Here is a 22,733-nt window from a genome sequence, read left to right as displayed (position 1 = left end):
ACGGGCACGCTGTAGCTCGTCCCCGGAGACACGCTGAGCGCCTGTCGCATATTCGTCGCGTGAATGTTCACGGCGAGTCATCACGGACCCCCTAACGCACGTTGAGCGGCTCGTGCTTGTCGCTTACGGCGTTCGCACTTCTCGTCAGAGCGCCAACTCCGACGATGCGTGCAATCCACATGCCGCAGGTCTGGAGGGACTATAAAGTCGTCGTCGTCGTCCAGGTCGTCGTCGGATATCCCGTCGTCCAGGGACGTCAGCTCGTTCGCGCAACCAAAGTCGTGGATTATCTCGTCGACCGTGTCTGCACCCTCGCCGCACAGACAGCACCACTCGCTCACCAGGTCCCCGCAATCAGGTCAGCGCCCAGCACCGCACGATCACCTTTGCGATACCACTTCTCCGGGTCGATTCGATCGCCGTTCTTCTTGAATCTGATAGATCGTCGGATGGAGGTCTCCCCGCCCGATGTCGGAGCAGGTGTGTCATCGCTGTGTTCAGACGCGTCACGGTTCAGCCATCGCAGGAACGGCTCAGACGGGATCTTGTAGCGCGTTCCGATCCTGACGACAGGGAATGGTGGCTCAGCTTGCCCCACCAATTTGTAAATCGTTGGTAGGGATACCTCCAGCATCCCCTGCACGTCCTTGACGCTTAACACCCTCGGTGTGGTGATGGTTCGTGCCACTGTAACTCCTTAACTTACGTGTAACTCGTTGATTTACGTTTCGTACGATTACACCGGCGCGAGCAATTGTCAATACGCAGCGAACGTGGTAAGTTTCCTGATTACAGGGCAGACAAACGGGAGGCTACATGCAAATCGAACAGGTCATTGGGACGCGCATCGCGACGGCGCGCGAACAAAGCGGAATAACGCAGGGCGAGTTAGGAAAGCGTGTCGGTGAGTGGCTTGGGCAGGACTGGACACGACAAGCAATCTGGGCCGCGGAGAAGGGCAAGCGGTCCTTCACAGCCGCCGAGCTGATCACTTTTTCCTATGCACTGAACGTTGCACCCGACTTCTTGCTGACACCGCCTGTCGAGGTCCGCGAGGTACATCTACCGAGCGGTGCCGTCATCAGTCGCCATGAGTTCAACAACCACACGTTGCCGAGCAAAGAGTCAAGCGAGGTCTTCCAGGACATGGAGACAACGCTGTCCGACCTTCATGAACGCGCCCAACAAATGATCGACGACATCGGCACACTCGCCATCAACGTGGCTGAGGCACGGGCATTGGCAGAGCACACCGACTGACCCACACCCCGCACTTTGGGCCCTGAGACTCCGGTCTTGGGGCCTGACTTGTATCTCCGTCCAGGAAGGCTAATACATTGGCGCAAGGCACGATTCACAAGAGATGTGGTTGCACGTTCGTCGACCCCGATACGGGTAAGCGCAAGCAGGTGGGGCGCTCATGCCCACAGCTGAAGCGAGCCAACGGCAAGGGTTGGTCCCCCAACCATGGCACGTGGGGCTACACACTTGGCATCACCGATCGACAGGGAACTCGAAAGCTCTAGTCCGCAAGTGGGTTCAAGACGAAGGACGAGGCCGTTGCTGCACTCGACGCACTAAAAGCCAAAGCTGCCCGAGGTGTCGACATCACGAAACGCGTCACCGTCGCCGAGTTCATCGAGACGTGGTTGGTGGGCAAGGCGCACGAACTCAAGCCCAACACGCTCGCCCACTATCGTCGCTACGCGGACCGCATCTGGATACCCTCGATTGGCAACGTACTTCTCGACGATCTCCGCGTCAGACATCTGAACGACGTGTTCGAAGCCCGTCTCGAACGAAACGAGTTGATCCGACGAGGCAAGATCAAGGCTCGTCAGACTGGCCCGACCGCCATGCAGAGGATGCGCGCCATGCTGCGTTCATGCCTGAACGACGCGCTTCGTGAAGGTCTGGTGACTGTGAACGTCGCAGAGCTGGTCAAGCTGCCCTCAGGTCGCGCACCAAGGGCTGTCGTATGGACTCCGCCCCGTGCGCTCGCATGGCGTGATGCAGTCGCTCAGATTGTCGCACAGGGCCTCTCAGAGGCACGCGCACGACACGACGCACCTCGACCGTCGAGCGTGATGGTGTGGACAGCCGGGCAACTTGGCCAGTTCCTCGACGCAGTGGGCGACGACCGGCTCTACGCGCTCTGGTTCGTCTTGGGCACACGCGGACTTCGACGTGGTGAGGTTCTAGGTCTTCGTTGGGTCGATGTCGATTGGGACGCCGCCACACTGACCATCGATCGCCAACTCGTCAACGTGGTGGGCACAGTCATGGAGGACAAGCCAAAGTCTGACGCAGGTGGGCGCGTCATCGCGTTAGGTCAGGAAGGTGTGGCCGTACTCAAAGCTCACCGCAGCGCTCAAGCTCGCGAGCGCCTTGCAATGGGCGAGGTATACCACACCACCGATCGCATCTTCACAACCGAAGACGGGTTCGACCTCGACCCGACACGGTTGACGAAACACTTCGCCCGTCTGCTTCTCGATCACGACCTACTACCCATCCGATTGCACGACGTGCGCCACACCGCCGGCAGTCTCATGATCGCGTCAGGCTCCGACCCGAAGACCGTTCAGGCGACCCTTGGCCACTCCGACCTCAAGCTCACGTTGGGTGTGTACGTCTCGCTGTATGAGGAAGTGGCGCAGACGTCCGCCGATGCCGTCGCGTCGTTCATCCCGAGGCGCGCTAAGAGCGTCTGAGTTCGTCCGTAAGTGCCCACAGTTTCAGTGTCATTCAAACGATCGACGCATGATACTCAGAGGCATGCGAGCAACCAGAGTTCGAGCTTGAGCACTTCGAGCGCAGCGACGACGCGAGGATCGTCAGGGTTGAAACCCGCCTCTATCCACACCGCCCGCTCAATCTCGACCATATCTATTCAGACGGCATTGCCTGTTCATTGGTTCCAAGGCCAACTGAACTACTTGCAGTTACGATCCTGTCCGTGGCTAATCAAGATCGTCGTCCAGCGAAGTCGTCAGGGAACGAAGGGCGACCGTTTCATCTTCCCCAGATCGAACCAGCAGGCCGAGTCGCCTTGGGCGTGGCCGGACTCGCCCTCATTCCTGCCAGCTTTGTTCTACTCGAAGGCAACGCAATCTTGGGTGGGCTCGTGCTCGCTGCGCTCCTGTTGCTGGCCGCCGTATTTGCCAATCGCATGGAAGGCGAGTTCTCCGCCACCAAAGAAGGTTTGAAAATCAACCTGGCAAAGGTCGTTCAAACTCGCGAGGTCGAGGTCATCGAAGGCAAAGTCGTCGACATCAAGAACGTCATGTCCGAGATCGACCCCATAATCCCCTCAGGTTCGATTGAACCAAGCGCTCCGGGCGAGCCGTCGTTCAGTAAGGTCTTGCCCTACAACACCCGTATTGAGCTGACCCGCACCGCTCAGGAAGAGCTTAGGAATTTCTTTCCGGACGACGCTCGCGCCATCATCGAGGGTTTGCTGCACCTTCCCGCCGCGCTGGAAACCAAGGACGGCATCCGCCTAATCGAGCAACCCACCAGCGTTGACTACTACACGTACTCACCTGTCGCAGGGGTTCAAGTGTCATTCAGGCAAGTGGATGGGAAGGCCAGCGACGGTAAGACCACCTACGTCGTTCTGAGTGTGATCCCGCAGAGCGACTGACGAATCGCGCGCGTACGTCACGTCCGGCGTGATTTCTCAGTCGACGCTCGACCGCTCTCAGCGACCGATCTCGGCGTGTTTCGATCCCTCTTACGATCGCCGCATGGCGCGCAAAGGTAGTCACAGCAACTGCTCTCACGACAGGACGCAAGCCGCGATGAGGCGGTGCAGATACCGGCGCTCGTTCCAGCCCGACAGACCGCCTAGGAACAAGTGGTGCGTGGTGTGTGGGTTCAAGAAACTTCGGGGCCAGTTCGAACAGGGAAGCGATGTCTGCCGAGATTGCCGTGGCGACGCTTGATGTCACAGTGATGACACACCACGTCTAGAATCGACCAACCAAAAAGGTCCCTGACACATTGGTGCATGTCAAGGACCTGCTGGTGGAGCCGCCTAAGAGAATCGAACTCTTGACCTTTTCATTACGAGTGAAATGCTCTACCGACTGAGCTAAGGCGGCGTGCCTTTCGGCGTTGATGAGTCTAACGGAGCATCCCATCGAAACTGAAATCGGCCACCCGCGAGCTCAGGCTGTGATGGCCAACCCCTCGACCGGACCTGCAAGAACCGACTTGAAGTACCTGGTCACGTCGTCGGCGAGCACTTCCGTCTCACCCGACTCGACGGCGTCGACGATGGCTTTTGCTACATCCTTCGGGTCGTTCTTCGGTACATCCAAGTCTGCGACCATGTCGGTGTCGGTGTACCCGAGGTGGACGCCGGTGACGAGGGTTCCCTGGGGCGCGAGTTCGAGCCTCAGCGAGTTCGTCGCGGACCACAGCGCAGCCTTCGACGCTCCGTAGCCGCCTGCGCCACTGACCCAGGACAGCACCGAGTGGACATCGACGAGCGCTCCGCCACCGTTGCGAGCGAGTATCGGCGCGAATGCCTGGACGATCCGCAATGCGCCGAAGAAGTTCGTTTCGAAGATCGCGCGGACATCCTCGATCGACGAGTCCAGCAACGGGCCCGTCCCAGGAGCACCTGCATTGTTGACGACGATAGCTACATCGCTCAGCTCCTCGGCAAGTGCAGCAACGGAATCCGAGTCATCGACATCAAGTGCCTTCGCCACTACTCGCGGGTCATCCGCCGCCTTGGGCACGCGAGCCGTCGCGTAGATCTTCGCAGCACCGCGTGCCAGCAACTCGTCGACGATCGACTTCCCCAATCCACGCTGTCCGCCGGTCACCAGCACCACTGCACCCTCGATTGTCACCATGTAACTCTCCTTGACATAGATGTAACGCTTTCGACTATGTCAGTCATACTTGCTAAGACAGACATAGTCAAATACTGTTTACTTATGTCAACGCGTCCTACTGCACGGTTCCACATCGCACCCGCACCAGTCGGGCTGCACCGCGTCCAGGACTTGCTCAACACGCGCGCACTGGCAGCCAAAGGCTTCCCCGACCTTCTCGCCGACGGGGTGACTGCGTCACAGTCTCTCGATGCCGACCTCACCGACGCCGATGCGCGAGAACTTCGCGGCCTTCGTTCCGCACTCGAAGAACTGATTGCAGGTACGTCACCGTCGATCAATCCTGTCGGCGCGGAACTGAGCGTCGACGCCACAGGCGTGGTGCGGCTATCGCCCTCGGGAGTCGGCTGGGAGTACGTGGCATCACAAGTGTGGGCAGAGGTTCTGCTCTCCCAACGGACCGATACGTGGCGACGACTCAAGCGATGTCGAAACGAACTGTGCGGCACAGCGTTCTACGACCGATCCCGCAACAACAGTGGAGTCTGGCACGACGTCAAGACCTGCGGGAATACGGCGAACCTGAGGGCATCCCGGGCAAGGAGGCGGTCCGAATGACGTTGCCGCCCATCGCTTGAATGGTCCATCGACGCTATCTGATCGTATGAATGGACCTTTCAAGCGATCGTGACCTGACGGCCCAAGTTAGCGCAGCGCCGCACCCAGCTGCGCGACCATCGCGTACACCGCGAACTTGGGCTTGGCGTTGAGCGCCAACGCTTCACGGCACACGAGGATCGCCTCGATGCTCTTCAGCAAAGCCTCCGGGGATGCACCCCGCGCCATACGTTCGATCTGCTCGGACATGTCCGGATGATTCAGGACGGCGGTCGATCCGTACGACCGCGCAAGTGCGTCTCGGTACAGTCCCGCAAGGTCGATCAACGCGCGATCGAAGGAATCTCGAAGATTTCGGGTACGCCGCGACTTCTGCCGAGCTTCCAATTCCTTGATCACGCCCGCCGACCCGCGCAGCGCACCTGCCGCACCTTTACCTGTACCGCCTGCCCCGAGAGCGGTCCGCAATTCTTCCATCTCGACGCCGTCGAGCGCGGCACTGATCTCAGCGGCCTCGGTCTCGGCGGCCTTCACCATCTCCTCGGCTGCGAGGTACGCCTGGTTCGGCCGGGCTGCAGCGGAAGCGAGGCCGAGCGCGCGGATGCGTCGGGCACGCGCGTCTTCGTCTGTCGCCAGTCGACGGGCGCGGCCGACGTGACCACCGCTAACCGACGCCGCCCACTGCGCGGTCTTCTCGTCGAGCTTGTCCCTGGTCTGCAACACCTGGGCGATCGCCGACGCCGTGGGCGTAACGAGGTGGACGTGACGGCACCTGGATCGGAGCGTCACCGACATGTCCTCGGGATCGGTCGACGGTGCACACAACAGCATGACGGTCCGCACGGGCGGTTCCTCGACAACCTTCAACAGCGCATTTGCCGCGGCCTCGCTGAGTCGATCCGCGTCCTCGATCACGACGATCTGCCAACGCCCGGTGCTCGGCCGACGGGCCGCGATCTGCACGATCTCGCGCATCTCCTTGACGCTGATGCTCAGTCCCTGCGGGATGATGCGTCGAACATCGCCATGAGTGCCTGCCATCGTCGTCGTGCACGCGTGGCACTCGCCGCAACCAGGCACACCCTCGGTGGTGCACTGGAGTGCTGCGGCGAAGCACAGTGCTGCGATCGATCGACCCGATCCGGGAGGGCCGGTGAACAGCCAGGAGTGTGTCATCGCCGATCCGGGCGCGCCGGTGCGGGCTCCGACGGCTGCGCCCGTCAATTCTGCTTCGACGTCCTCTTGGCCGATCAGTCGATCGAATACTCCAGCCATGACTGAGCAGCTTAGTCGGCGGGTCCGACTCGGATTCTCAGCGAGGTGGGGGGAAGTAGGGCGCGATCACGTCGAACCTCTCCAACAACGACTGACGCTCATCGGCCAGGGAGGCATCGCCGGCTTCGGAGATGTACATCGAGACTGCGCCCGCCTCCGTCATGGTCTGCGTCGCGTACATGTCGTCGTCGAGGACATACAGGTACGTCGTGTAGTCCTCGAATGGCAGCATCTCGACATCCGATACCTCCGGGTTCGCATACGGATTCTCGATGAACGCGATGTCCTCGATGAGGAGGATCCCGATCGCGAAGGAATCGTTCGCCCAGAGGCACCCAGGGGTCCCTGGCAGTTCGGTGGGACCAGCACCGGGCAGGTCGAGGTCCTCCAACAAGTCCGCGGGCAGGTCGCAGGGATCGAACGACGCCGGCATCGACCTCGATGCGGTCGAATCCTGTTTTGCGGCGGTAGCATTTCCCTGAACGTCTGACGAGCAGCCGAGAACGGTCACCAGGAATGCGACGATGATCCCGCCTAGAAGTGCAGTCGAGGTTCGCATCTACACGTCACCTAGGATCAGTCTTGTTGCAAGCCTCAAATTGAAGCAGTAGGAGTCGAACTGCACTTCGGACATCGTGAATTGCACTGTCCGATTGTCGATCTCGGACAGGGAGATGCACTTGTCTCCCTCGAAGACGAACAGCTGCACAATTTGCCCGTGGGCCTCGAATTCAACCAGGTCGGTGACGCCAGGGGTAGTCGCGATCGACTCCCGATTCACCTCGCCGTTGATTCCCGCGGTGAACCGCAGGCCATCACCGGTCCACGTGCATCCACCTCCTCCCGGGATATCCGATCTCGTCTCCGGATCGACGCCCACGAATACTCTCAGCGAGATATCGTCCAATTGGCACGGATCGAACGACGCCGGTTTCGGCGCGGACGGTGTCGGCGCCGTAGCGCGAGGACGCGTGCTCGAAGTGGGTGCGCTCGACTGACTTTCGCTCACCCCTAGGCCCTGCCACGAGTCCTCGACGACGGCCTTGCCCTCGACCGTCTGGGCGCACCCCGCCAGCGCCAGTACACACAGGGCTATCGTCAGTTTCTTTCCCACATGGACTTGGACGCGCCTGAGCCCCCATCGGTTCCCGACGCCCCATTTCCGACCGCTTGAATGGTTCATTCATGCTGCCAGACAACATGGATGGACCATTCAAGCGATCAGGGGGCCAGGCCGACCCAACCCACCAGGCCGACCCACCAGGCCAACCCGCCGAACCTACTCGGCCGGCGGAGCCTTCTTCGCCGCAGCCTTCTTGGCTGGAGCCTTCTTCGCCGGCGTCTTCTTGGCAGCGGTCTTCTTCGCCGCAGCCTTCTTCGCCGGCGCCTTCTTGACCGCCGTCTTGGTAGCCGTCGCCTTCTTGGTGGCTGCCTTCTTGGTGGCCTTCTTCTTCACCGGCCCGCGAGCACGCCGGTCCGCCAACAGCTCCGACGCACGGTCGTCGGTGATGGTTGCGACGTCGTCGTCCTTGCGCAAGCTGGCGTTGGTTTCGCCGTCGGTGACGTACGGACCGAATCGGCCGTCCTTGATCACCATCGGCTGCTCGCTGATCGGGTCGACGCCGAGTTCGCGCAGCGGCGGCTTCGCCTCACCTTGACGTCCACGACGTTTCGGTTCGGAGTAGATCTTCAATGCCTCTTCGAGAGTGACGGTGAACAGCTGCTCCTCGTCCGCCAGCGAGCGAGAGTCGGTGCCCTTCTTCAGGTATGGACCGTAGCGGCCGTTCTGCGCCGTGATCTCTTCCTTGGATTCCGGATCGAGGCCGACGACCCGCGGGAGCGAGAGCAGCTTGAGTGCATCCTCGAGCGTGATGGTCGCGAGATCCATCGACTTGAGCAGAGAACCGGTACGCGGCTTGGGGCCGGTGGCCTTCTTCGCCGCCTTCTTGGCAGGGGCCTTCTTCGCGGCAGCCTTCTTGACCGCCGTCTTGGTGCCGCCGCCGCCATCACCGCCATCACCGCCGTCGCCGGTGGGGATGGGGACGATGTCCGGCTCGGGAGGAGTCGGTTCCGGCTCGGGTTCAGGCAGGATCTCGGTGACGTACGGCCCGAATCGCCCTTCCTTGGCAACGATCTCGTTGCCGGTCAGTGGGTCGGCGCCGAGCTTGCGGCCCTCCTGCGGGGTCGCGAACAACTTCTCGGCGAACTCGATGGTGAGCTCGTCCGGTGGGAGATCGTCGGGCAGATTGGCACGCTGCGAGATCGGATCCCCGTCCGGATCATCGTCGTTGACAACCATGCGCTCGAGATATGGGCCGTAGCGACCGACACGAACGTGGATCTCGCGGCCCTGATCGTCGTCGAACAGCCTGATCGAGTTGATGACACGAGCGTCGATGTCCTCGAGGTTGGTACCGACCATCTTCTTCAGGCCACCCGAGCGTGCGACGGACCCCTCGGCGCCGGTATCCCCGCCGAAGTAGAAGTTCTGCAGCCAGTTGCCCCGTCGCTCACGGCCTCCCGCGATGGCGTCGAGATCGTCTTCCATGCCTGCGGTGAAGTCGAAGTCCACGAGCCGACCGAAGTGCGCCTCGAGCAGAGCGATGACCGAGAACGCTACCCACGACGGCACGAGGGCACTGCCACGTTTGTAGACGTAGCCGCGATCGAGAATCGTCTTGATGATCGAGGCGTACGTCGACGGGCGGCCGATGCCGAGTTCTTCGAGCGTCTTGATCAACGACGCTTCGGTGTAGCGCGCAGGCGGGTTGGTCGTGTGACCGTCGGGATCGAGCTTGGTGGCGACAACCGCAGCGCCGGCCTTCAATGCCGGAAGGCGTGACTCGGCGTCGTCGGACTGCCCGCCCGCCTCGTCGTCGACGCTTTCCACGTAGGCCTTGAGGAAGCCTGCGAAGGTGATCGTCCGGCCCGAAGCGGAGAAGGTGCACTCTTCGCCCGTACCGGCGGTGCCGGTGATGCGCAGTGTCAGCGTCGTCCCGCGAAGATCTGCCATCTGCGAGGCTACGGTCCGCTGCCAGATGAGCTCGTACAGCCGGAACTCGTCGGTCTGCAATGCCGAATGCAGCTGACCCGGGGTCTGGAAGACGTCACCGGAAGGCCTGATAGCCTCGTGCGCCTCCTGGGCGTTCTTCACCTTGCGCGTGTACTGCCGCGGTGACGGATGCACGTACTCGGGACCGTACAGCTCCGTTGCCTGCGAGCGGGCAGCAGCGATGGCAGACTCCGACAGCGTCGTCGAGTCCGTACGCATGTAGGTGATGTAGCCGTTCTCGTACAGACGCTGCGCGACGCGCATGGTCCGCTCCGAGGAGAACCGCAGCTTGCGGCCGGCTTCCTGCTGGAGCGTCGACGTCATGAACGGCGGGTACGGCTTGCGCGTGTACGGCTTGTCCTCGGCGGACGCAACGGTGAGGTCGACGCCTTCGAGCGCCTCGGCAAGGCGCCTGGCACGTGGCTCGTCGATGACGGTGACGCCGTCGGACTTCAGCTTGCCGTCGGCACCGAAGTCACGACCCGAGGCGATGCGGGAACCGTCGACGTTGACCAGACGTGCACCGAAACTGCGCGGCGACGCGTCGGCGCCGGCATCGAGGGTGGCGGAAATGTCCCAGTACTCGGCGCTGCGGAAGGCCATGCGATCGCGTTCACGCTGGACGATGATCCTGGTGGCGACGGATTGGACGCGGCCCGCCGACAGCTTCGGCATGACCTTCTTCCACAGCACGGGGCTGACCTCGTAGCCGTAGAGACGGTCGAGGATGCGTCGTGTTTCCTGCGCGTCGACGAGATCTTGGTCGAGCTCGCGAGTGTCCGCAGCAGCAGCGAGGATGGCAGGCTTGGTGATCTCGTGGAAGACCATCCGTCGGACGGGGATCTTGGGGTTCAGGGTTTCGAGGAGATGCCATGCAATGGCCTCACCCTCGCGGTCGGGGTCAGTGGCGAGGAAGAGTTCGTCGGCGTCCTTGAGCAGGCTCTTGAGCTCGGCGACCTTGCCCTTCTTCTCCGGTGACACCACGTAGAGCGCCTCGAAGTCGTGATCGACGTCCACGCCGAGGCGCGCCCATGCCTCACCTTTGTACTTGGCCGGTACGTCCGCTGCGCCGCGTGGCAGGTCGCGGATGTGACCGACCGACGCCTCGACGACGTAGTTCTTGCCCAGGTACGGGGCGATCTTCTTGGCCTTGGTCGGGGACTCGACGATGACAAGGCGCCGCGGCTCGACAGATCCGCCGGTGGTGGTGTCCCCCGTGCCGTTATTGCGTGCTGCCACCTTGCTGCCGAACCTTCCCTCGTTGCGTTCCCGATAGCCGTCCACTGCTCTCGACAGGCCCTTCGCGGATACTTCCTACCCGCCGAAACCGACATTTTTGCCGGTCCGCCTGGTAACAGAGTGGCATACGCCGTCAAAATACTCGCAGATCAGCTGCTTACCCTCCTACTCTGCAGTCGGCCAACTGGTACGTGCGTCCGGATTCTCCGGAGCTGGGCCGACGTTCTCGACCAGCCGCAACATCCGTCTGCGGCCGGTGATACGCAGACCCGGCATCGATCCCCTCGTGCCGATCAGCGTCGGAGCGATTCCCGCGCGCATCAGAGCTTGAGCGAGCGGAGCGTGGGTGTCCGGTGCATGCGGGTCCAGACCGAGAACATACCGTTCGCCCTCTGCTTCTGGCCGCCCGGCTGCGAGTACCCAGGCGCGCAACTCGCGCGCACCGGGCACCCACCCCGGCGGCATCGCCTTCACCGCGCCCTTGGTCCACTGGGAAGCCAAGGCAGACAGTTCGGGCACGGACGCGGTACGTACGAGTGGTCGATTTTCTTCCGACCGACCGAGCTCGGAGACCAAACCGCACTCGGCGATCAGATCCGAGATCGCTTCGGCTCGCCAGAGCTGTTCGACGACGACCGAGATACGAGCACCGGACGCAGACAGAACTACCTGGCCGGTGGCCGCCAGCAGCCCACTCAAGTCCGTCACCGACGGCGGCAACGACTCGGCAGAGAAAAAGGACAACTGGTTCACAATGTGGACAGTAGGACATCTCTTGGGCAAACGTCCCCCGTCCGAGTCCTGTGTCTGCAACGGATACACAGAAACGACTCATCCCCCTCTGCGAACGGGCGAGCCCGGGTGCAGAGGGGGATGATGTTGTGTCGGTTCCTCACACGCACGTGGGAGGAAACTCGATCAGACTGCGCGAACTCCGGTCGCCTGGGGTCCCTTGGTTCCCTGGCCAACCTCGAACTCGACGCGCTGGTTCTCCTCGAGGGTGCGGAAACCGCTGCCCTGAATCTCGGAGTAATGAACGAAAACGTCAGCGGAGCCGTCTTCTGGTGCGATGAATCCAAAGCCCTTTTCGGCGTTGAACCACTTCACAGTTCCCTGTGCCATGCTTTTCCTTCTCTTTCTAACACCGGATGCGGTGGGCAGCACTTACAGTCCACCGGGCCGGTTCCGACCGTTGTACTTCCTGAATTCCCCCTCAGGCGGAACCCCACCCCGACTGAACCGTCGGACGCAAGACCCCTTCAGGAAACGCTCCAAAAGCACACCGCTCGCAACAATAGATCCTGCGAGCGTGAGAACGAACACAGAAGCTGCGACCAGTTCAAGTGAACCACGACTTGGGCATTTCCAACAGTCGAAAAGTGAGTTTTCGGCACATTCGGTTGATCTTGAAACAAGGCGTGGATGACTGTTACACCGTTCGCCCGTCCCCACCAGCGTCGATACCCGGCCGCTGCATCCGCGAACCCGACCGCCCGATAGCATGAAAACTGCAGGTCGCGGCCCCTTCCAGAGCACGCGGCAACGTCAGCAGAATCTTGGAGAGCAGCAGTGACCCAACCGGATCCGTCGAGCGAGGGTCATGCAACCAGCTACGGACGATCGCTTCTGGACCGTGTCCTCGCTGGTACTCCGTCCGGTGAGCACCCCCTCACCCACGTTGCCGAACTGCCGGCACGGATGGCCCAATTCACCGACTGGCCAACATGGTTGAAGCCGGAAGTAAGGGCCGTACTACAGTCTCGCGGAATCCCGAGACCGTGGAGCCATCAGGCCCGCGCAGCATCCCTCGCCAACGACGGTCATCACGTTGTCCTGTCAACAGGCACGGCGTCGGGAAAGTCTCTGGCATACCAGATGCCGATCCTCTCCAGCTTGCTCGGCGACGCCCGTGCAACAGCTCTCTACCTTGCCCCGACCAAAGCGCTCGGTGCCGATCAACTCCGCAGCACGATCTCGATCACCGACGAGTTGCGCGGCGATGCACCGGAACTGGCCGAGGTATTCCCGAGCGCCTACGACGGAGACACACCGATCGAGATTCGGCAGTGGGCACGCGCGAATGCGCGATGGATATTCACCAACCCCGACATGATTCACATCGGAATCCTGGGCGCACACGAGAGATGGGCACGATTCCTGCGGAATCTGAGATTCGTCGTCGTCGACGAGTGTCACTACTACCGCGGTGTCTTCGGCTCCAATGTGGCGCTGATACTTCGGCGCCTGCGTCGCGTCTGCGCTCGCTACGGTGCGAGTCCGACGTTCGTCCTCGCGAGTGCGACGACGTCGAATCCGGGACTCGCCGCATCCCGACTCGTCGGAGCTCCGTGCGAGGAGGTCACCGACGACGGTTCACCCCACGGGCCGCGAACCGTCGCACTCTGGGAACCACCGCTACTGAAGGAGATCACCGGCGAGAACGGCGCTCCGGTACGCCGCTCTGCGGGAGCGGAAGCCTCACGCATCATGGCCGATCTGATGATCGAGGGCGCTCGCACACTGACTTTCGTACGTTCGAGACGCGGCGCGGAGGTGACCGCACTCGGCACGCAGCGGCTGCTCGCCGACGTCGATCGCGATCTGGCGACACGCGTCGCCGCCTACCGTGCCGGATACCTGGCCGAGGATCGAAGAACGTTGGAAAAGAACCTGTCCGACGGCACACTCCTCGGCGTCGCCACGACGAACGCACTCGAACTCGGCGTCGACATCGCCGGTCTCGACGCCGTCGTCGTCGCAGGTTTTCCCGGCACAGTCTCGTCCTTCTGGCAGCAGGCAGGCCGTTCGGGAAGGCGCGGCGAAGGCTCTCTGGTGACCCTCGTCGCGCGGGACGATCCACTCGATACGTACCTCGTCCACAATCCGTCGGCTCTGCTCGACAAACCGATCGAGGCGACGGTCACCGATCCGACCAATCCCTATCTTCTCGGTCCCCAATTGCTCTGCGCTGCTGCGGAACTGCCGATCACCAACGACGAGGCCGAGGAACTCGGGGCGATTGTCGTGCTGGAGAACTTGGCGGCCGACGGTCTCGTACGCAAGCGGCCGCACGGTTGGTTCATCACGCCCGAGGGACAGAAGTATGCTCCGCACGCATCGGTGAACATTCGCGGTGGAACAGGCACGCAGATCGCCATCGTCGACGGTGAATCCGGCCGCATGCTCGGAACGGTCGACTCCGGAAAGGCCCCGGCCACAGTCCATCCGGGCGCGGTCCACATCCATCAAGGGGAGAGCTTCGTCGTCGACGAACTAGACCTGGAATCCGGCCTTGCGCTCGTACACGCTGAGCACCCCGACTGGCACACGTCCGCCCGCGAAACCACCGACATCGCGATCACCGAGGTTCATTCCAGTCGGGTCCTCGGCGAGGTTACCGTCGCTCTCGTCCAGGTGAATGTCACACACCAGGTCGTCGGGTACCTTCGTCGACTGCATTCGGGTGAAATTCTCGATTCGATCGAGCTCGACATGCCGGAGCAGACGTTGGACACACGCGCCGTCATGTACACCATCACGCCGGAGACACTCCTCGACCGCGGAATCCCCACCGAACGGTTTCCTGGATCCCTGCATGCTGCCGAACACGCTGCGATCGGCCTGCTGCCGCTCGTCGCCACGTGCGACCGCTGGGACATCGGCGGCGTCTCGACTGCCCTACACCCGGACACGGGCCTCCCGACGGTGTTCGTCTACGACGGTTACGACGGCGGCGCCGGCTTCGCGGATCGGGGTCACCGAGCGATCGTGGAGTGGTTGGAGGCCACGAGGGACGCGATCACCTCGTGCGAGTGTCCTACCGGTTGCCCCTCGTGTGTGCAGTCCCCCAAATGCGGCAACGGAAACGACCCTCTCGACAAGGAAGGGGCCGTCGTCGTTCTGCAGATCGTGCTCGATGCGGCGTCGCCTCGATCTGCCGTTTCGTGACCGAGCACATCCGATCGCCGACGTCCTTGTAGGTTGACGGAGACTTGGTCTCGCCACGCTGCGGCATCGCCTCACACCTGGTGAACTTGGCTCCTGCCGACGAACAGAGGTGGCCATGTCGACGATCTACGTGAACGAACCCGAAGTCTCCGGCCCCAAGAGCATCCGAGACATGGTGGGCGCACATCACATCGTGGGATTCACCTACGAGATCGGTCGCCAGAAGATCGTCGAATTCGCACGATCGGTCCATGACGACCATCCAGCACACGTCGACGATGCAGTCGGCCGCGAGCTCGGGCACGGCGGGGTCATCGCCCCGGTCACGTTCGTCAGCGTCGTCGGGACGGCGGTGCTGCCGGAGCTGTTCGCCAACCTGCTGATCGGATACGGACTCGGCGACATTCTGCATACCGATCAGCAGATCATTCTGCACCGACCCATGCGAGTGGGAGACGTCCTCACCAGCGATCTCTGCCTCGAATCGTTTCGCCAGTCCGGTGGCAGCGACATCATGGTTACCGTGAATCGAATCACCGACGCGTTCGGCGAGCCGGTGGCTACTACCGCCACTACCTTCGTCGCCCGCACCGGCGGACGAGGAGGCGGCACCGGATTCGGCGAGATGCTCGACGGGATCATGCGCCGGGGTGGTTAGGGGGGTCTGGGGGAGCTCGCACCCTTTCTGCCGACCTAGCGCCCTTTTTGCCGACCTAGCACACCGGCTATGACGCGAGCAGAGGTGCCAGCTTTGCAGAAACGGTGCTAGCTCCCGGCGACCAGCACCCAGCGACCAGCTCCCGGCGACCCCTACGGCCCCGCCCTCGCCGACGCCACGGCATCACGGACTCCGAACCGACCGAGCGGCAGCGTGATCGACACCTCGACGACAACGTCCCAGTCCTCGACCGCACACGAAGTGACGGCTCCGCCCATCCGCTCGGCGATCGTGTCGGCAGTCGCGCACGCGTCGGGCACCCCTCGGTCCAACGCACCTGCTGCGGCCAGTGCGGCCAGATCCGCTGCGGACTGCGCCCGATGACGCCCACTCACCGCCGACCCGACCTGCAACACCGCGATCACAACGACGAGCAGCGCCGTCAACGCGCACGCTGCAAGGACACTCATGCTCCCGTCCTCGTTGGCACTCACTCCACGACCTCGGGTTCGACCGCCGCCACCGCTTCCGCACCCACCGTCAGTCCCGGAAGCGCCGTGCTCACTTCGACTCTCGCGAGCACGAAGCCGTCCTGCTCCGACACGCTGACGACAGCACCTTCGGGCATCAAGAAGTCCGATACCTCTCCCCCACGAGCCACCAATCGGGCGGCTTCACGCGCGGCGTCGACGCACCGAACATGTTGCGTCACTGCCAAGATCGCCCCGATACACGTGACGACGACGGTGACGATGGACGCCAACGCGATCGCAGCCTCCACCGTCACCGAGCCGTCGTCCGCTACACGGACGTGGCGAGCGCTCGATCGATGATGCCCGTCAACGCATCGACGATCGAGCTTCCGGTCACGACGGTGTACAGAATCGCCCCGAACGCGGCAGCGGCGATGGTGCCGATCGCGTACTCGGCAGTCGACATTCCGTCGTCCTCCACTACTGCCAGCAGCAGCCGAGTCTTCACCCGAGAAATCGCATTGCTCATTGTTGTTCCCCTCCTCGTTCTCCGAGACGGCGGCCCCGCCCCGGAAGCATCGTCGAACTGTCACAGCAGTCCCCCGCCCAGGACGTTCCCCGCCAAACCCACTACCACCGGCACGATTCCGAGGCAGATGAATGCCGGCAGGAAGCACAGTCCCAGCGGCCCGCTGATGAGCACTCCTGCCCGTTCGGCCGCCGCAGCTGCCGAGTCCTCGGCCCGCAACCGTTCGGCTTCGGCAAGCTCGGCTACCGCGTCGGCGAACGATGCTCCCGATCGCGCCGAACGTGCCGCCATCCGCGCGAGTGACTCGATCTCGGGCGTCGCTGCCACCGGTGCCCACGCCGCGTCCGGGGCTGCGCCGAGTGTCAGTAGGTCAGCTGTCGTGCGCAGGGCGATCGAGGTAGCGCCAGGAGCGATGGCGGACACCGCACTCGCGGCCGCTCCAGCGGGGAGCCCACCGCGCAGGCATGCGGCCATCATGTCGAACGTGGTTGCGGTGGCGTGTGGATCGGCGACTACCTGTGTCTGCTCCTCGGCGTCCTGCCCGGCGCGAAGTACACCGAACACTCTGCCGAGCGGCCCGGGGCCGACCGGGGCGAGGACGAGTGCCGCCGCCACGCACATCAACGCGACCCCGATCATCGACACACCCTGTCGGTGATCGCATCCGTCCACAACAGTCCGGCACAGACGAGCGCAACTCCGATCACGAGGAGCACACCGCCGAGGCCTCCGCCGAGCAGTACCCGTATCGGTGACGCCCCCATCGCCTGCCCGAGCCCGACGCCCACGAGGGGGAGGCACGCCAGGACTGTTCCCGTCGCCCGTGCGCCCGCCAGCGAAGCCTGCGTTCGTGTGCGGAACCGCCTGCGCGCAAGCATGTCGCTTCGCGCCGCGGAGAGTAGACCCACGAGGCCGAGGCCATGGTCGTCGGCGATACGCCAGGCGCCCGCCACGATCGCCAGCTCTTCGGACACCGGCGAATCGGCAACGCGCAGACCGTCGTGTGCCGTCCCTCCGAGACGCGCTCGGCCGCAGGCTCTTCCGAACGCTGTCGCTACAGTTCCCGAGCACTCGGACGCAGCAACACCCGCAGCGATGGCCGGGTGCGCCCCGGCGCCGAGTTCGCCGACCACTGTCTCCAGCCCGGCGACGAGCGAGTCCACTTCCGTGTCGTGCGCGCGGCGACGGCGGACCGCGCGGCGTCTGAACGCGAACGTTCCCGCCACGATCGCCGCAGCCGACAGCAGATACACACCTCCCACCGACGCGAGAAGCATCGCGACCACCGCCGTAGCCGCGAGAAGAACACCTGTGTGGGAGCGCTTTCCCATACGAAGCGAGACCCTCTTCCTGCGCAGACTCTGCAGCCGCACCCGTCGACCCGGCAACGCCAGCAGCGCCGTCGCCCATAGAATCATCCCGAGCGCCGTCACGAGTTCTCCGTGCGAGAAGCGAGCAGTTCGTCGAGTCGCGCTCTCTCCGAGTGCTTGTCGCCGTTCGACGTCCACGCAGGTGCGACCCGAACCCTGCCCGACGCGTCCGGAACGACGACCGCAATCTCGCGGAGTCGTCGCTGCCCGTCGGCGCCCCGGTGGACGTGAAGCACGATCTGCACGGCCGCACCGAGCTGACTGTGCAGAGCGGATCGACTCATTCCACCCAGTGCCGCAAGGGCTTCGAGTCGAGCCGGCACTTCCGCAGGCGAATTGGCATGGATGGTTCCTGCACCGCCGTCGTGCCCGGTGTTGAGAGCAGTCAACAAGTCCACTACTTCCGCGCCACGCACCTCGCCGACGACCAACCGATCCGGTCGCATCCGAAGAGCCTGACGGACGAGTTGCCGAACGGTCACCTCGCCTACCCCTTCGACGTTGGGAGCGCGCGCAACCATCCGCACGACGTGAGGATGCGACGGCGCCAACTCGGCAGCGTCCTCGACGCAGACAATTCGTTCGACGGGTCGAACCTCTCCCAGAAGCGCCGCGAGAAGCGTTGTCTTCCCCGCACCTGTCCCGCCGACGACGAGGAAGGCAAGTCGGGCGTCGATGATTCGACGAAGCAGGTCCAACGCCTCCGGTTCGATCGCGCCCCGACGAGCAAGTGCGTCGAGACCCTGCGTGGTCGGCCGGAGAACGCGCAGCGACAGACAGGTGCCTCCTCGGGAGACCGGAGCGAGGACTGCATGCAACCGGACACCGAACGTGCCGTCCCCGACACCCGGAAGCTGCCCGTCGACCCAGGGTTGCGCATCGTCGAGTCGACGACCGGCCGAGAGCGCCAGCCGCTGGCACAATCTGCGAACCGACGATTCGTCGGCGAACCGGATCCCGGTGCGTTCCAGACCGACACCCCGATCGACCCAGACCTCGTCGGGCGCAGTGACCAGAACGTCGGCGACCGAGGGATCATGGAGGAGCGGTTCGAGCGGCCCGGCACCGGTCAGTTCGGTCTGAAGCACCCGCAGTGCAGCGAGCAGGTCCGAATCGCTGAGTACTCCGCCTGCCTCGATGCGGATGGCTGCGGCGACCATGTTGGGCGTCGGATCGTCGATCGAACCCGCGAGGCGATCTCGGACCCGATCGAGGAGTTCGCCGGTGACGACCGCACTCATGCTGCCCACCGTCCGCCCTGCGGTTTGCGGGCGAACGTGCCGAGGACGGCCGAAGCCGCCGACCCGAGTGGCGAGCGCCGCCCCAGCCGAAGGCCGCTCTTCTCCACCCGTCGTGCCAGCCCCGGCTCGGGCCGCATACATGCCAGCAAGGGCAGCTGCAGCGCGTCGACGATGTCGGCCACCCGCAGGCCTCCCGGCGCCGGCCCTCTGACAACGAGTCCCACGTTCGAATTCCTGGATGTCAGATAGCCGGCGATGTTCTCTCCCGCCGCCACCGAGCCGAGATCCGCCGGCACCACGAGCACGACGAGGTCTGCGGCGTCGTGGAAGACGTCGGTTTCGGGTCCGGGCACCCGCGGCACGTCGCACACCACCAGATCACCGGCTCGACGGCCTGCGTCGACGACTGCGGCACTCGATACGACGCCCGGGCCTCCGGCGAGTGGCCCCGACGCGGCCCGACCGGACGACAGCACCGCCGCGTCGCCGTGGGATGGCAGCGCCCGATGCAGTGCATCACCTGATATTCGGCCGGCCTCGACGACGAGTCCAGGCCACCTCAACCCGGGAATGTCCTCCCACCCGAGCAGCAGATCGAGGCCGCCACCGTAGTAGTCGCCGTCGACGAGCAGCGTTCGGACCGATGCCGACGCCGCGGACAACGCAAGGGCAGCGGCGAGGGTGGAGGCTCCTGCACCTCCTTTCGCGCCGACCACCGAGATGACACCTCCCCCGGGGGCCGCATCGTCGACGTCGGATCCGAGAAGCCGGATCAGTTCCTCCTCGTCACCCGGTAATTCGAGGACTCGCGATGCGCCGACTGCGGTGGCCGAGCGCCAATCATCGACGGTCGCGTCATCGGAGGCCAGCACGACGACTCCGCTGCGGCGCGGCAGCCCGAGAGTTTCGATACGTCGGGCTGTACCGGCGTCGAGCAGGACGACTCGTGCATCCTCCCAGTCCAACCGCATCGCCGCGTCGGAGCGATCGAACTTACCGACTGGTAGGTTCTGCTCTTGCACAACACAATCCGCCGCTGCGGCCACCCTGAAAACCTCGGCTCGCAGCTGCGCGTCGTCGGTCAGAAGCAGGCACGCTCGGCCGTTGCCCGGCTCGGTTCGGTCGATATCCATGCACAAAAGCCTCGGCGCGCACTCGCTTCGAGGAAAGGGCCATCTGCGAAATGTGGATGAACCGAAGGGATGTGGATGAATTACTGGACGGTCGTACCAGATTGCCTGCCCCAGAAAAGAGGACGACCCTCGCCAGGGGGGGAGGAGGCGAGGGTCGTCTGGTTCAGCCCCGGGGGGTCGGGCTGAACACGTCCGAACGAATCGGACTGCACCGATACTACACCCGCTGCGCGCACCGTTTGCAAGTTCAACATTCGGCATTTCACGCACTGATCTGCATGCCACAGCCCCGGGTCGACATCTCGGGCCTCTATCCTGTAGACCGTGACCACCAGCGCCAGCATCGATGACGGAGAATCCGCCCGTCCTGTCGGAAGAATTGCAGCGTTCTTCGACTTGGACAAGACAATTATCGCCAAGTCGAGCACACTCGCCTTCAGCAAGCCGTTTTTCGATCAGGGCCTCATAAACCGGCGAGCCGTACTGAAGAGCAGCTACGCACAGTTTCTTTTCCTACTCTCCGGTGCCGATCACGATCAAATGGAACGGATGCGCGCGCACATCGCAAACATGTGCGCGGGATGGGACGTCGAACAAGTCCGCTCGATCGTTGCAGAAACGTTGCACGACATAGTCGATCCACTCGTCTTCGCCGAGGCCGCGGACCTCATCGCGGACCACAAGCTACGCGGCCACGACGTAGTTGTCGTGTCGGCGTCCGGTGAGGAGATCGTCGGGCCCATTGCCGACGCCCTCGGTGCCGATTTCAGTACTGCGACCCGAATGGAGGTCGAGAACGGACGATACAACGGGACCGTCGAGTTCTACTGTTACGCCGAAGGGAAGGTCGAGGCGATGAACATCCTCGCCGAGGCCCGAAACTACGACCTCTCACAGTGTTTTGCCTACTCGGACTCGATCACCGATCTACCCATGCTGAGCGCGGTCGGTCACCCCACCGCGGTCAATCCCGACCGTGCACTGCGCAAGGAGGCCGCGTCGGTGGGGTGGCCGATTCTGACCTTCTCCAACCCGGTGTCGTTACGTTCGCGAATCCAGTCGCCGTCCGGGACAACCGTAGCCGCAAGTGCCGCAGTCGGTTTCAGTGCTCTGGTCGCCGGAGCGGTCACCTACGGACTACTTCGTAGAAAACATTGACCCCACCCCTTGATGTGAGGGGCCACACGGGGTACAAAGGACGTACGGAAGAACGGAAGGCCAAGTTCGAACCGGAAGAGAAGGTTCGTTTCTCCCGACCAGGATTCCCAGCACGGACATCAGGCACCCACGCGGAGCGCGCCGCTGACAGGGCAGAAGCGCTGTGGGCCTGCGAGTTTCGGGAAGTAGCAGCAAGAACCCTGCACCGGTTGCAGGGATGACCTCCTACTCCACCGGACCTACGCCGAGGCCTCGCGATCGTCAGATCGCCACAGCCCACTTTGCACGCTTGGTAACCGGATAGTCCGTGCTAACGGGCGGCGAAGTCGACTCACGTCGGCGGCGTCGCCCTTTTGCTTGCCAGCCCTTTTACTTGCCAGCCCTTTTACTTGCCAGCCCTTTTGCTTGCCAGCCCTTTACTTGTCAGCGCCTGCAGCGTCGGCGATCGACGTAGCTTCCACCGCACCGGCCTCGATCGCGCCGCAGCAGTACATGATCCAACTGCCGACGCCGGATGCGCTCCCGGATGCGAAGCCCTCCACACCGCTGCGGTAGAGCTGGGGACGGCGCATCCAGCTGACCTCGGGGACACCCAGGTTGTGCGGATCGAGTCCCGACGAGGTCGCCACCAACCTCGATGCGGCGCGTGCGACGACTCCGTCCGCACTGCCGAACGGCTTCAAGGTCAACAACTCACCATGAACGATGGCTGCGATCACCGGAGCCGGCGCGGCCGTTCCACCGGTGACGAGCTGCGCGAGAAGGTCGAGACGTTCGCCGACTCCGTCGGCGTCTCGCGGGCGGCCGAGGAGTGTGTGGTCCTCGACCAGGTCCGCCGCGGCAAGCAGATGGAGCCGGGCGAGCGCCTGCAGCGGAGCGCGCTTCCACACCGGAAGCATGTTCTGCAACGCGTCACCGTCCAATGCGGCGCCGACACGGAGGCATCCCGCCAGAATGGGATCGCCGTCCTCACCCTCGCGAGGGAAATCCATCGAACCGCCCTCGAGAGCCGACGACGATCTTGCCGCGCGCACGGCGGCTTCCGCCGCAGTGGCAGGCCAACCGCGGCGGTTTGCTTTATGACGGTGAACGCCGCCGAGAGCGTCACGTGCGCGCTCGGCAGCGTCGAGGATGCCGGGCAATTCCAGAAGCGGTGCGAGGGGGTCCGTCACGGACGTCGACGCTACCC

Annotated in this window: 23 protein-coding genes and 1 tRNA gene; 7 read left to right on the top strand and 17 right to left on the bottom strand. The window is 63.5% G+C overall.

Annotated features, from left to right (window positions below; translation table 11 throughout):
- Positions 1–337 precede the first annotated feature (337 nt).
- Positions 338–688, bottom strand: a complete 351-nt coding sequence (locus ACODSO_RS04755; RefSeq protein ID WP_489035396.1) for a helix-turn-helix domain-containing protein — start codon at positions 686–688, stop codon at positions 338–340.
- A 128-nt stretch (positions 689–816) separates the two neighbouring features.
- Here ACODSO_RS04755 and ACODSO_RS04750 point away from each other — a divergent pair, with 128 nt between their 5' ends.
- The 3 genes from ACODSO_RS04750 (at position 817) to ACODSO_RS04740 (ending at position 3,646) form a co-directional block, all read left to right on the top strand.
- Positions 817–1,260, top strand: coding sequence for a helix-turn-helix domain-containing protein (locus ACODSO_RS04750; protein WP_489035395.1), 444 nt, complete (start codon positions 817–819; stop codon positions 1,258–1,260).
- A gap of 347 nt (positions 1,261–1,607) precedes the next feature.
- Entirely contained in the window at positions 1,608–2,714 is a 1,107-nt protein-coding gene (locus ACODSO_RS04745) for a site-specific integrase (RefSeq protein ID WP_489035455.1), read from the top strand.
- A 245-nt stretch (positions 2,715–2,959) separates the two neighbouring features.
- Positions 2,960–3,646, top strand: a complete 687-nt coding sequence (locus ACODSO_RS04740; RefSeq protein ID WP_489035393.1) for a hypothetical protein — start codon at positions 2,960–2,962, stop codon at positions 3,644–3,646.
- A 384-nt stretch (positions 3,647–4,030) separates the two neighbouring features.
- On the opposite strand, the gene ACODSO_RS04735 is transcribed toward ACODSO_RS04740, so the two are convergent.
- Both ACODSO_RS04735 and ACODSO_RS04730 read right to left on the bottom strand, forming a co-directional pair.
- Positions 4,031–4,106 (bottom strand) — tRNA-Thr (locus ACODSO_RS04735).
- A 66-nt stretch (positions 4,107–4,172) separates the two neighbouring features.
- The gene (locus ACODSO_RS04730) at positions 4,173–4,868 is read right to left on the bottom strand and encodes an SDR family oxidoreductase (protein WP_489035392.1); all 696 of its coding nucleotides are present in this window, start codon (positions 4,866–4,868) and stop codon (positions 4,173–4,175) included.
- Positions 4,869–4,952: 84 nt separating this feature from the next.
- Between ACODSO_RS04730 and ACODSO_RS04725 the strand changes: the two genes are divergently transcribed.
- Positions 4,953–5,468: a CGNR zinc finger domain-containing protein gene (locus ACODSO_RS04725; RefSeq protein WP_489035391.1), complete on the top strand. Its 516-nt coding sequence runs from the start codon at positions 4,953–4,955 to the stop codon at positions 5,466–5,468.
- An 87-nt stretch (positions 5,469–5,555) separates the two neighbouring features.
- On the opposite strand, the gene ACODSO_RS04720 is transcribed toward ACODSO_RS04725, so the two are convergent.
- The 6 genes from ACODSO_RS04720 to ACODSO_RS04695 all read right to left on the bottom strand — a co-directional run bounded on the left by ACODSO_RS04720 (position 5,556) and on the right by ACODSO_RS04695 (position 12,156).
- Positions 5,556–6,743 (bottom strand): DNA polymerase III subunit delta', encoded by a 1,188-nt coding sequence (locus tag ACODSO_RS04720; protein ID WP_489035389.1) that lies wholly within the window; start codon positions 6,741–6,743, stop codon positions 5,556–5,558.
- 37 nt (positions 6,744–6,780) lie between these two features.
- Entirely contained in the window at positions 6,781–7,302 is a 522-nt protein-coding gene (locus tag ACODSO_RS04715) for a DUF3558 domain-containing protein (RefSeq protein ID WP_489035388.1), read from the bottom strand.
- Positions 7,303–7,857 carry a DUF3558 family protein gene (locus tag ACODSO_RS04710; protein WP_489035387.1) on the bottom strand — a complete coding sequence of 185 codons (555 nt, stop codon included), beginning with the start codon at positions 7,855–7,857 and terminating at the stop codon, positions 7,303–7,305.
- A 165-nt stretch (positions 7,858–8,022) separates the two neighbouring features.
- Positions 8,023–11,034 (bottom strand): type I DNA topoisomerase, encoded by a 3,012-nt coding sequence (gene topA, locus ACODSO_RS04705; protein WP_489035386.1) that lies wholly within the window; start codon positions 11,032–11,034, stop codon positions 8,023–8,025.
- A gap of 165 nt (positions 11,035–11,199) precedes the next feature.
- A complete protein-coding gene (locus ACODSO_RS04700) occupies positions 11,200–11,787 on the bottom strand; it encodes a hypothetical protein (RefSeq protein ID WP_489035384.1) in 588 nt (195 codons plus the stop codon).
- A 165-nt stretch (positions 11,788–11,952) separates the two neighbouring features.
- Complete coding sequence (locus tag ACODSO_RS04695; protein ID WP_005248460.1) at positions 11,953–12,156, bottom strand: cold-shock protein; 204 nt, start codon at positions 12,154–12,156, stop codon at positions 11,953–11,955.
- 447 nt (positions 12,157–12,603) lie between these two features.
- Here ACODSO_RS04695 and ACODSO_RS04690 point away from each other — a divergent pair, with 447 nt between their 5' ends.
- Both ACODSO_RS04690 and ACODSO_RS04685 read left to right on the top strand, forming a co-directional pair.
- Positions 12,604–14,982: a DEAD/DEAH box helicase gene (locus ACODSO_RS04690; RefSeq protein ID WP_489035380.1), complete on the top strand. Its 2,379-nt coding sequence runs from the start codon at positions 12,604–12,606 to the stop codon at positions 14,980–14,982.
- 115 nt (positions 14,983–15,097) lie between these two features.
- The gene (locus tag ACODSO_RS04685) at positions 15,098–15,640 is read left to right on the top strand and encodes an FAS1-like dehydratase domain-containing protein (protein ID WP_489035378.1); all 543 of its coding nucleotides are present in this window, start codon (positions 15,098–15,100) and stop codon (positions 15,638–15,640) included.
- A gap of 152 nt (positions 15,641–15,792) precedes the next feature.
- Here ACODSO_RS04685 and ACODSO_RS04680 read toward each other — a convergent pair whose 3' ends face one another.
- Genes ACODSO_RS04680 through ssd form a run of 7 tightly spaced genes read right to left on the bottom strand, consistent with a single transcriptional unit; the run spans position 15,793 to position 20,386 of the window.
- Positions 15,793–16,110: an Rv3654c family TadE-like protein gene (locus ACODSO_RS04680; RefSeq protein ID WP_489035376.1), complete on the bottom strand. Its 318-nt coding sequence runs from the start codon at positions 16,108–16,110 to the stop codon at positions 15,793–15,795.
- 20 nt (positions 16,111–16,130) lie between these two features.
- Entirely contained in the window at positions 16,131–16,421 is a 291-nt protein-coding gene (locus ACODSO_RS04675; RefSeq protein ID WP_489035454.1) for a TadE family type IV pilus minor pilin, read from the bottom strand.
- A gap of 20 nt (positions 16,422–16,441) precedes the next feature.
- Complete coding sequence (locus ACODSO_RS04670) at positions 16,442–16,642, bottom strand: DUF4244 domain-containing protein (RefSeq protein WP_068379066.1); 201 nt, start codon at positions 16,640–16,642, stop codon at positions 16,442–16,444.
- 60 nt (positions 16,643–16,702) lie between these two features.
- Positions 16,703–17,281, bottom strand: coding sequence for a type II secretion system F family protein (locus ACODSO_RS04665; RefSeq protein WP_489035375.1), 579 nt, complete (start codon positions 17,279–17,281; stop codon positions 16,703–16,705).
- A complete protein-coding gene (locus ACODSO_RS04660) occupies positions 17,278–18,075 on the bottom strand; it encodes a type II secretion system F family protein (protein WP_489035373.1) in 798 nt (265 codons plus the stop codon). Before ACODSO_RS04660 ends, ACODSO_RS04665 begins: the two co-directional genes overlap by 4 nt.
- On the bottom strand, positions 18,072–19,253 hold the full coding sequence (locus tag ACODSO_RS04655; protein WP_489035371.1) for a TadA family conjugal transfer-associated ATPase: 1,182 nt from the start codon (positions 19,251–19,253) through the stop codon (positions 18,072–18,074). The genes ACODSO_RS04660 and ACODSO_RS04655 overlap by 4 nt, the downstream gene beginning before the upstream one ends.
- The gene (gene ssd / locus ACODSO_RS04650; protein WP_489035370.1) at positions 19,250–20,386 is read right to left on the bottom strand and encodes a septum site-determining protein Ssd; all 1,137 of its coding nucleotides are present in this window, start codon (positions 20,384–20,386) and stop codon (positions 19,250–19,252) included. Before ssd ends, ACODSO_RS04655 begins: the two co-directional genes overlap by 4 nt.
- 324 nt (positions 20,387–20,710) lie before the next feature.
- On the opposite strand from ssd, the gene ACODSO_RS04645 reads away from it, so the two are divergent.
- Entirely contained in the window at positions 20,711–21,544 is an 834-nt protein-coding gene (locus tag ACODSO_RS04645) for an HAD-IB family hydrolase (protein ID WP_489035369.1), read from the top strand.
- A gap of 416 nt (positions 21,545–21,960) precedes the next feature.
- On the opposite strand, the gene ACODSO_RS04640 is transcribed toward ACODSO_RS04645, so the two are convergent.
- Positions 21,961–22,716 (bottom strand): oxidoreductase, encoded by a 756-nt coding sequence (locus tag ACODSO_RS04640; protein ID WP_489035368.1) that lies wholly within the window; start codon positions 22,714–22,716, stop codon positions 21,961–21,963.
- Between the last annotated feature and the right edge of the window lie 17 nt (positions 22,717–22,733).

Source organism: Rhodococcus sp. FG69 (assembly GCF_057808915.1).
This window is presented reverse-complemented; position numbering and strand designations above follow the sequence as displayed.

Excerpts from the sequence above, each read along its gene's own strand:
- ACODSO_RS04720 (WP_489035389.1), bottom strand. The coding sequence starts at position 6,743 with ATGGCTGGAGTATTCGATCGACTGATCGGCCAAGAGGACGTCGAAGCA.
- ACODSO_RS04665 (WP_489035375.1), bottom strand. The coding sequence starts at position 17,281 with ATGATCGGGGTCGCGTTGATGTGCGTGGCGGCGGCACTCGTCCTCGCC.
- ACODSO_RS04730 (WP_489035392.1), bottom strand. The coding sequence starts at position 4,868 with ATGGTGACAATCGAGGGTGCAGTGGTGCTGGTGACCGGCGGACAGCGT.
- ssd (WP_489035370.1), bottom strand. The coding sequence starts at position 20,386 with ATGGATATCGACCGAACCGAGCCGGGCAACGGCCGAGCGTGCCTGCTT.
- ACODSO_RS04655 (WP_489035371.1), bottom strand. The coding sequence starts at position 19,253 with ATGAGTGCGGTCGTCACCGGCGAACTCCTCGATCGGGTCCGAGATCGC.
- ACODSO_RS04695 (WP_005248460.1), bottom strand. The coding sequence starts at position 12,156 with ATGGCACAGGGAACTGTGAAGTGGTTCAACGCCGAAAAGGGCTTTGGA.
- ACODSO_RS04670 (WP_068379066.1), bottom strand. The coding sequence starts at position 16,642 with ATGAGCAATGCGATTTCTCGGGTGAAGACTCGGCTGCTGCTGGCAGTA.
- ACODSO_RS04750 (WP_489035395.1), top strand. The coding sequence starts at position 817 with ATGCAAATCGAACAGGTCATTGGGACGCGCATCGCGACGGCGCGCGAA.
- ACODSO_RS04725 (WP_489035391.1), top strand. The coding sequence starts at position 4,953 with ATGTCAACGCGTCCTACTGCACGGTTCCACATCGCACCCGCACCAGTC.
- ACODSO_RS04685 (WP_489035378.1), top strand. The coding sequence starts at position 15,098 with ATGTCGACGATCTACGTGAACGAACCCGAAGTCTCCGGCCCCAAGAGC.
- ACODSO_RS04715 (WP_489035388.1), bottom strand. The coding sequence starts at position 7,302 with ATGCGAACCTCGACTGCACTTCTAGGCGGGATCATCGTCGCATTCCTG.
- ACODSO_RS04680 (WP_489035376.1), bottom strand. The coding sequence starts at position 16,110 with ATGAGTGTCCTTGCAGCGTGCGCGTTGACGGCGCTGCTCGTCGTTGTG.